The following is a 10,246-nucleotide window of genomic DNA, read 5'->3' as shown; positions in this document are numbered from 1 at the left end:
TCGGTGCCTTCGTTGGCGGCCTCGGTCACGGTGTCGCCCAGGTCGTCGACCAGGAAGGTGTCGTTGCCGCTCCCTCCCACCATCGCATCGTTGCCTGCACCGCCGTTCAGGGTGTCGTTGCCATCCAGACCGTTCAACGTATCTGTCCCACCACCGCCGGTGATGATGTTGTCGAGCACGTTACCGTTGCCGGTGAACGGGCCGTTGCCGGTGTTCGTCAGGTTCTCGACGTTGGCGCCGAGCGTATATGTGGGAAGGGTGCTGGTCTGGACCGTGTCCGTACCGGCCCCTGCCGCTTCGGTCACCGTATCACCCGCCGCATCGACGATGTAGGTGTCGTTGCCAATCCCCCCCGCCATCGCGTCGTTGCCCGTGCCACCGTCCAGGGTGTCGTTGCCTGCATCACCGTTCAGGGTGTCGTTGCCGGCCTCGCCGTTCAGTATGTCGTTGCCGATACCGCCATTCAGTATGTCGTCGCCGATACCGCCGTTTAGCGTGTCGTTGCCGGCACCGCCGTTCAGCGTATCGACACCACCACCGCCGTTGATGACGTTATCGAGACCATTGCCGTTGCCGGTGAAGGTACCGTTACCGGTGTTCGTCAGATTCTCGACGTTGGCCCCCAGCGTGTACGCGGCGAGGGAGCTCGTCTGAACCGTATCAGTACCGCCGTCTGGCGCTTCGGTCACGACGTCGGTCACCGAGTCGACGACGTAGATGTCGTTGCCGGCACCGCCAGCCATCGTGTCGTTGCCCGTGCCACCATCAAGCGTGTCATTGCCGCCCGCGCCGTTCAGCGTGTCGTCCCCCCCCTCACCGTTCAGCGTGTCGTTGCCGATGCTGCCGTCGATCACGTTGTCGAGGTTGTTACCGGTGCCGACGAAGTCGCCGGTGCCATCAAACGCCAGGTTTTCGACCGCCTGCAATGCGGCCAGCGAGAAGGTGTTGAGTGTCGTGCGAACGGTGTCGGTGCCTTCGTTGGCGACCTCGTTCACGGTGTCGCCCAGGTCGTCGACCAGGAAGGTGTCGTTGCCAATCCCCCCCGCCAGCACATCCGCCCCCGCACCACCGTCGAGCGTATCGGCGCCGGCATCACCATTCAGCGTGTCGTTGCCGGCACCGCCGTTCAGGGTGTCGTTACCGTCACCACCGTTCAGGGTGTCGTTACCGGCATCGCCGTCCAGGGTGTCGTTACCGTCCCCTCCGTCGATCAAGTCGTCACCGTCCAGGCCGCTGATCGTGTCGTTGCCGCCCAATCCGAAGATCAGGTCATCGGCCGCGGTCCCGATCAGGACGTCGTTACCTTCCGTGCCGATGATCACGTTGATGGGCGTCGAGAACAGCGGCTCGAGCACGTGGTGGGCGTCCTCGTAGACCGCCAGTACCTGGATTGCCCCGCCTCCTGGCGCAAATGACGTCAGCGGGACTTCAGCTCCTGTCAGGGGATCCTCACCAACGCCGTTTGCCACCACCACGTCACGGAAGACACCTGACCCCGGGTTCACCTCCTGACGCCAGATGAAGGTGATGGGACTGAGGATCGCGCCGGTCGGGTTGGTATCAGACACGTTGTCCGCATCGGTCACCCCCGCCGCGGAGACCCTCAGCATTGGCGTCGCACCAGCGAGGTTGACGGTGACGGCCAGATTGCCCTCGGGAGCCGCGTTGATCGCGCTGGTGTCGACGAGGTTCGTCACAAAGTCCGAGAATATCAGGCGTTCGATCCCTGATACTCTGTCGCTCCCATCACTACCCAGGCCGACGTTCGTGTCCGTGACGAGGTAGACGTCGTCGTCCGTCGTCGCAGTGTCAGCACCTTCGATCTGGTCGATCAGGTAGTTGTTCACCGAACCCGAGAAGATTGCAGAGTCGACGTTGACGCCGGCATTGCTGGTCTCGATCTCGCGGACGATGCTCAACTGCCCGGGGTTCACCGCGCCACTCAACATCAGCGGCACGAGCGGCACCATGCTGTCGTACGACGCCGCCACACCTGGCCCGGGATTGCTCACGGCGATGCGAACGTTCAAATAACGATTGCCATCGATCAGATCGTCACCACCGCGGCTGTCGATGATGTCGCTGCCGCCCCCCCCAAGCAGGATGTTACCGGCACCGAAGCTGGCACCATTGGGGCCGATGGCCGCAGCCGAGCCGACGAAGTCGCGCAAGCCATCGATCAGATCGAAGTTGGTCAGCACGCTGCCTTGCGCTCCGGCGAGCGCAATCGAGACAGAGTCTGCATCGTCACCGCGCAGCAGGTCGGCCTGGTGAGACCCTGACAGGCCCTCGACAAACGAGAAGCGGGCGTTGATGCCGGCCGCGATCGGGATCGGTCCCGCGAGGTTCGCCCGGACGGCCATGTTCATGCTGACGCCGTCAGGCGAGAGGTCGAACGTCGCCCAGTCGAAGCCCGATGCGCCAAGGTATTTGTCGCCCGGCCCAGAGGCGCCATACATGATGTCGTCGCCACCTTCGCCGTTCATGATGTCCGTCAGGCCGGAGCCGATGAACACATCGTTGCCGATGATGAGGTCACGACCGAGCGGGTCGAAGTTGTCGCCCGGCGAGCCGTCGGTCAGTCCACCTTCCAGCCAGTCGTCGCCTTCGTTGCCAAGGTCCTGCTCGTTTGTGTCGGCCCCCAGGATGAAGTCGTTGCCCGCCCCGCCAAAGGCCTCGCTGGCATCCTCACCGGTCACAATGAAGTCCTGGCCAAAGCCGCCGAGTATCAGATTGACGCCGGAGCCACCGTGGATGACGTCGTTGCCGTCGTCGCCCTGCAGGTTATCGTCACCACCTATGTCCGTGATGATGTCGTCACCGGCCCCCCCGCGAATCTGGTCGTTACCGTGACCGCCTTCGATGCGGTCGTTGCCACCATCGCCCCAGATGGTGTCGTCACCCTCGCTGGAGATGATGATGTCGTTTCCGGTCGGATTACTGTTGTTACCTGGATTGGTGCCTCCAATCACCACGTGGTCTTCACCTGTGTATTGCAGGTAATTCGTGTCGGCACCCTGGGTGGCCGGATTGTTGCGAATCACCAGCGGCGACAACGGATTGCCGTTAGTCGGGTCCGCCCCGTTCTGTGCTGACGGGTCCACCTCGAGCACGAGGTTGTTCTGGAAGACCAGCCCCGGCAAGTGTGTGACATCGGTGTTTGCCATGATCATCTTCGCAAACGAGTTGTTTTCGAGCTCGGTGATGAAGTTGAGGCCCGCCGTGCGCTCCAGGTAGTAGAAGCGATCGGCGTTCTGCAACGCCTCGAGTTGCGTCTCGAAGATGTAGTTGAACGTAGAGCCGAGCATGCCGCCGAACGGCATCTTCTCCTCGGCCAGGCCACCGATCCACAGGTCTACCTCGTTCAGACCACCGAGGTCGGCGGCGTACGCCCCCGTGCCATTCAGGAACTCATTCCGGTCGGTCGGTGCGTCAGTGCCACCGAACACCAGCAGCGTTGCTGCGGCCCGCTTTTCATCGAGCGTCGACGCGCTGGTGATGGTTGAGTGGGTGCCGTAGGCCGCGATGAAGTTGATCAGCGACTCCGGATACTTGATGTGCTGGACGAAGTCGGCCCAGCTCGTGTATGGGGCCAGGGCGCTGTCGCCCGTCGCCTCATAGAGCTGTGTCCGCGCCGTGTTCAGCGACGGAATACCGGTGTCGCGGCCGCGGGCCAGGTTGATCGCAGCAAGGTCCAGCGGGAGACCAAGCAGGTTATTGCGTAGCGCCTCGGTGACGAACTCGTCGATTTCGTTACCCACTTGGCGGGTGATGCCCCGGATGATAGCCCCCGCCGCCACGTCCGCGTCCTGGTCGATGCTCGCGAAGGCGAGCGGATTCAAAAACGCCTGGATCAGACCGATCGGGGCGGGATCTCCCTCCTCGCTGACAAAGACTTGCTGGAACTGCGGGTCAAGTACGTCGATCTGCTCGGTCAGCATCGAGTGCCCGAAGCGGTATACGACGTGCGCGAATTCCGCGACGATCGAGGGATCAATCTCGGTCTGGTAGTTCTGCAAGCCCGGGATAAATACATCGATGTTCGGCGAGATCGTACGTGCGAACTCCTCGAACACCAGATGCTGATACTGCATCTCGGTGCCGAACTTCGCGGCCTGGAACAGACGCTCGCCGTTCCAGTCAAGCGTGGACGGATCGGCCGGGATCGCATCGACCGACGTAACCAGCCATTCGTTCAGGAAATCGACGTTGCCGGTGGAGAGGATCACTTCCTTGGTGTGGTCGACCAGGCGATTGTGTTCCGAGTGGAACACATGGTGTACGGCTGTCAGGCCGATGTTCTCGTTCACGCGACCGTCGCCGGCGATGTAGTGCGCGTCGAGCAGTTCGTTGTCGTACTCGAGATTACGCCCCGTCAAGGGATCGACGGCAACGCCATTACCGGCAAGGGTGTCGGTGTCCTGAACGAGATCGCCCGCGGCATTGAACACCGGCACGGCATTGTGTGCGATGTCGTCGAGGAAGGCGTGACCGGTAGGCACTGCGCCAACCAGGCTGATCGGTGCATCAAGGTTACCCTCGACCAGGTCGCCATTGCTCATGACCACCATCGGCAAGCCGTTGGGGCCGCGCTCGAACATGCCGTACTGGTCGGTCGCGAGCAGCGGCACGTTGTTGTAGTTGGCGTCGGTCAGGTCGATGCCGAGAATGTCGCGGGCCTGCGCCTTGACGACCGCCCAGGTAGCCATGCCGCCGAGCACGACGTCGTCTTCCGTGCCGTATTTTCCATCGTCGCCGAGGTCACGGTTGACGAGCAGTTTGCCGGTTGCAACCGGATGGCCATCGGCGTCGAGTTCGTACGCGCGAAGGAAGACCTGGTGCGACGGATGCGACGAGTAAGTCTGGTTCTGGTCGACGAACGACGAGGTCGTGTTCGTGTTTGCGCCGACCACGCCACCCTCAAGCGTCGCGCGGCTCATCACCATAAAGCGCTGTTGGATCGGCAGGTCGTCTGCTGTATCGGCAATGCCGTCTGCGCCAAGCACCAGCGGATCGTCCGCCGCCAGGGGTATGTAGACATTGCCGTTCCCCCCCTTGGTAACCAGATCCAGGCCGTGGTCGAAGAACTGGCCAAAGAAGGTCATCCAGGCGTTGAAGGGGGCACTGAGGCCGACGTCGGGCGCAACGTTAGGGAAGACGAACGTTTCGAACGTGGAGCCATCCGCGCGCGTGCCCTGGACGATCCCCACGCCGTCCCTCAGGACGTCATCCCCTCGGTCGAGCGCCGTGCCGAGCACGCCATCCGCGCCCGGGTCGTACGCCAACGCATAGGCCGCAGGGTTGTTCGCCGTCTGCTCGACGATCAGGTTGCTGATCATGCGCGGGTCGGAATCGACGACGTTCCCCGTCGTCCCATAATTGGTGTTCGTCACCACCCCGCCTGGCCCGGGTCCGTTCGAGTCAAATCCGGCGCCTTCGTCGTTTTCATTGCGGAACTCCGCGGGGAACATGCGCGGGAAGGTGTTGTCGGCTGCGCCGAATATCGCGTCCTGGTCATTGATCTCCAGCAGGTTGTTGAACGAGCCGTCGACCGTGCGCAAGCCGAGCGCCATACGGGCGTTGGGCAGCAGCGACGCCAGGTCCGCACCTGCGGCATGCGCCTCCGCAATCTTGATCTGATCCAGGATGAACTGCAGATCGGAGCCGATGAAGTGCACGCCTTCACTGACGACGCCGTTCTGCTCACTCAGTAGCGGCGCGGGCGGTGCTGGCGGCGTGCCGGGCTCCACGGCATCCGTTTGCCCCGAGAACACGGTCTCGTATACACCGGTAGCGTCCTGGTAGTGCGCCTTGACGCGCAGCAGGAGGCCTTCGAGGTCAGCGCGGACGACGAACGTCGGCCCGAACTCGCTCGGCTGGCCACCGCCTTCCGGCGTAATGTCGACGAACAGCCCGCTGCCGGGGACCTGTTCGTACTGCCAGAAGTAGGTGACGCGGCCGGTGATGCCCTCTGGGCTGTCGGCATCGGTGACACCCGCGATCGAGGCCGTCAGGGTCTGGCCGACTGCGACGATGCCCGTGACCGTCACCTCACCCACCGGGTTTGAGTTGGTACCGCTTAGCGTCAACGAACTGTCGTTGAACTGCAGGCGTTCAATGTTGGTCAGGCGATCTACGCCGTCGAGCGTCGTGCCGCCCGTGTGCGCCACGGTCGTGACGCCGGAGACGGCATCGGTCGTGATCGTATATTCATCCTGGTTGCCCGAGAACATTGCCGTGTCGAAGGCATTGTCGTCGTCCAGGATCTCGCGCACGATCACCAGCTGGCCCGGGTGATAGGTGCCATTCATCATCAACGGCACGAGCGCCTGCATCGAATTGAAGCTGGCGATCTCCGAATTGGGGTCGTCGGCGTTCTCGCGCACGCTGATCCGGACGTTCAGCCAGCGGTCGCCGTCGATGATGTCGTCGCCACTGCGCCCCTCGATGATGTCACTCGCCTCACCACCGAGAATGATGTTACCCGACCCGAACTCATCGTCGGCATTGCCTGCAATACCGTCTTCGCCGGGCATGGCCGCCGTGCCGATCAAGGCTCGCAGGCCGCTGATCAGGTCCATCTGCGACAGCACGCTGCCTTGCGCACCGTTGCCGGGGAGGGTAAGGGCGTCTTCGTGATCGCCGCGCAGGATGTCGCCGTGCGACGACCCCGACAACCCCTCAGTGAACGCAAAGACTTGCGCCGTGCCAGCCAGGGACTGTGGCAACGGACCGGCGACGGCACCATTGTTCAACATGTCGGCATAAACGCCGAACCGGCCGTCTTTATAGGTGACCCAGTCATAGCCGGAACCGAGCGTGTACTTGTCGGGCCCTTCGCTGCCGACGACGATATCGTCGCCGCCCTCGCCTAGCGTCTCGTCGAAGCCGCCATCGCCGAGGAACACGTCGTTGCCGCGCGTCTCGTCCCGCTCGAGCGGATCGAACATGTCGCCGGCCGCGCCGTCCTGGAGGCCGCGTTCAAGCCAGTCGTCGCCTTCATTGCCGTTCGGGAAGGCATCGAGCCGGGCGCCGAGGATGAAGTCGTTGCCCTCGCCAGCAAAGGTTTCACTGACATCGTCACCAGTGATGATGAAGTCGTTGCCGCTACCGCCGATGATCAGGTTCAGGCCCTGGCCGCCGTGGATCACGTCGTGGCCGTCACCCCCTTTGATCACGTCGTCACCGCCGACGTCGGTAATAATGTCGTTGCCGGCGCCGGCCTCGATCATGTCGTTGCCGAAGCCGCCCTCGATCCGATCGTTGCCGCCGTCGCCCCAGATAGTGTCGTCACCCTCGCTGGAAATGAGTGTGTCGTTGCCTTCGGTACCGCCCAGTACGACGTGCTGGTCACCGTTGTACCGCAGGTAATTGTTGGCGCTGTCTTCGTCCGAGGGGGTCGACGGATTGTCACGGACCACCAGCGGAATGAATGGGTTGTCCCAGGTTGGGTCATCGTTGCCCAGGCCTTCGTTGAACTGCCGCACCTCATTCGCCTCGAGCGTCAAGCCGGGGGTCTGGAATACGAGGCCGGACAGGTGATCGACGTCTGTATTCTGGGCGATCAGCTTGGCGAAGGAGTTTGCTTCAAGCTCTGTCAGGAAGTGCGTTCCCGCAAACCGGTGCAGGTAGTACAGGCGGTCACCGTTCTGCAGGGCCTCGAGCTGGGTCTCAAACACGAAGTTGAAGGTTGAACCTAGCATGCCGCCGAACGGCGCATTGTCCTCGGCAAGGCCGCCGATCCACAGGTCGACGTTTTCCAGGCCGCCAAGGGTGCTAGCGTAAACGCCCGTGCCGTGCAGGAACGCCATCCGGTCGGCTTCGTCGAGGATGCCATTTCCCAACACCAATGCCGTCGCTGCGGCCCGCTTGTCCGCCAGCGTAAGGGCACTGGTGATAGTTTCATGCGTGCCATAAGCCGCAATGAAGTTGACCAGCGAGACCGGATTCTTCATGTGCAACGAGAAATCGACCCAGCTTGTGTAGGGAGCCAGCTGTGCGTCACCGGTCCCTTCGAAGAAGGTTCTGCGTGCCTCGTTCAGCGATGGAATGCCAGTGTCTCTTCCACGAGCCAGATTGATCGTCGCCAGGTCCAGCGGCAAGCCGAGCAGATTGTTACGCAGCGCCTCGGTGACGAACTCGTCGATCTCGTTGCCCACCTGACGCGTCATACCGCGAATAATCGCACCTGCTGCTTCTTCCGGGGTCAGGGTGCCGTTCTCATTGAATTCCAGCGGATTCAGGAAAGCCTGGATCAACCCGATTTCACTGGATGCAAAGTTGGGATCTAGCCGGGCGACGGTCTCGTCGAGCATTGAGTGTCCGAACCGGTACACCGTGTGCGCGAACTCGGCGACGATCGCCGGATCGATGGTGTCATTAAAGTCGAGGAAGGCGTCGATATTGGGCTGGATCGTGCGCGCGAACTCCTCGAACACGAGGTGCTGGTACTGCATCTCGGTCGCGACCTTGGCCGTCTGGAACAGGCGCTCGCCGTTCCACACCAGCGTCGACAGATCCGCCGGGATCACCACTACCGGGGTAGCCAACCACTCGTTCAGCAGGTCTATGTCGCCGGAGTCGAGCAGTGTCTGCTTGATCTCGTCGACTTGTCGATTGTGTTCGGAGTGGAAGACGTGATGCACGGCCGTCAGGCCGATGTTCTCGTTCACGCGGCCGTCGCCGGCGATGTAGTGCGCGTCGAGCAGTTCGTTGTCGTACTCGAGATTGCGCCCCGTCAAGGGGTTGAAGGCAACGGCATTACCGGCTTGGCTATCGGCGTCCGGGGCGAGAACGCCCGGGGCGCTGAACACCGGCACCGCGTTGTGCGCGATGTCATCGAGGAACCCATGGCCGGTAGGGACAGCATCGACCAGGCTGATGGGTGCATCAATGTTCCCCTCGACCAGGTCGCCATTGCTCATGACCACCATCGGCAAGCCGTTGGGGCCGCGTTGGAACATACCGTACTGGTCGGTCGCGAGCAGCGGTACATTATTGTAGTTGGCGTCTGTCAGGTTGATACCGAGGATGTCTCGGGCCTGCGCCTTGACGACCGCCCAGGTAGCCATGCCGCCGAGCACGATGTCGTCGGCCGTGCCGTATTTTCCATCCTCGCCAAGGTCACGGTTGACGATCAGCTTGCCGGTCGCCACCGGCCGACCGTTCGCGTCGAGTTCGTACTCGCGAAGGAAGACCTGGTGCGACGGATGAGAAGAGTATGTCTGGTTCTGGTCGACGAACGGCGAGGTCGTGTTGATGTTTTCGCCGACTACACCACCCTCGAGCGTTGCGCGGCTCACCACCATGAAGCGCTGCGCTTCCGGCAGATCGTCATCCGTCCCCGCGACGCCGTCTGCGCCAAGTACCAGCGGGTCGTCCGCCGCCAGCGGAATGTAGACGTTGCCATTCTGGCCCTTGGTCACCAAGTCCAGTCCGTGATCGAAGAACTGGCCGAAGAACGTCATCCACTGGTTGAAACCGGCGCTCAGGCCTAGGTCGGGAGCCTCGTTCGCGAAGAAGAACGTATTGAACGCCGTGCCGTCCTCCCGCGTGGCCCACACGACTTCAACGCCATCGTTCAGGACGTCATCCAGGCTCTCGTCGACATCGGCCGTGCTGGGGTCATCACCGAAGATACCATCATCTCCGGCACTGCCAGCCAAGGCGACGGCCGCCGGATTGTTCGGCGTCAGATCGGCGATCAGGTTGCTGATAATGCGCGGATCGGAATCGACGACACTCCCCGTCACACCGTAGTCTGTGTTCGTCACCGCCCCTGCGGGCCCGGGCCCGTCCGCGTCAAACCCGACTTCATCGCTTTCGTTCTGAAACTCTGCGGGGAGCATCCGTGGGAAGGTGCTGTCGGCGCTGCCGAAGTCCTCTTGTCCCTCAAGGAGGTTGTTGAACTCCCCGGTGATCGTGCGCAACCCCCACGGCAACTCCGTATTCGGAATCAGGTTTTGCAGGTCTTCGCCCGCCGCGTGGGCCTCGGCGATCTGGATCTGCAGGAGGATGAACTCTAGATCTGACTTGCTCAAATCAGCCATGATAATACCCTCTGACTCATTTGGTAAAAGCCAGGAAAGGAAACAAGATCCTACCCATGCGCTGTTACCGGTTGGCATACACAGCTTGTGAGTCTCCTTACTTGATAACAGCTGGTAAGATAAGGAGGGCAAATCATTTGGCTGTGCTCCTGTAATAAGCGCCCATGTTATTTTTATGCTGACTTTTGGTCTTTACG

The 10,246-nt window shown here is 62.0% G+C and carries 1 protein-coding gene; it reads right to left on the bottom strand.

The window, feature by feature from the left end; all coding sequences use genetic code 11:
• On the bottom strand, nucleotides 1-10,049 hold a 10,049-nt coding region (locus BN1136_RS14950), incomplete at its 3' end, for a peroxidase family protein (RefSeq protein WP_043808805.1).
• Between the last annotated feature and the right edge of the window lie 197 nt (nucleotides 10,050-10,246).

Source organism: Aeromonas taiwanensis, from assembly GCF_000820165.1.
GTDB classification, from domain to species: Bacteria; Pseudomonadota; Gammaproteobacteria; order Enterobacterales; family Aeromonadaceae; genus Aeromonas; species Aeromonas taiwanensis.
Note: the sequence above shows the minus strand (reverse complement) of the source record. Positions and strands in the feature narration are given on the sequence as shown.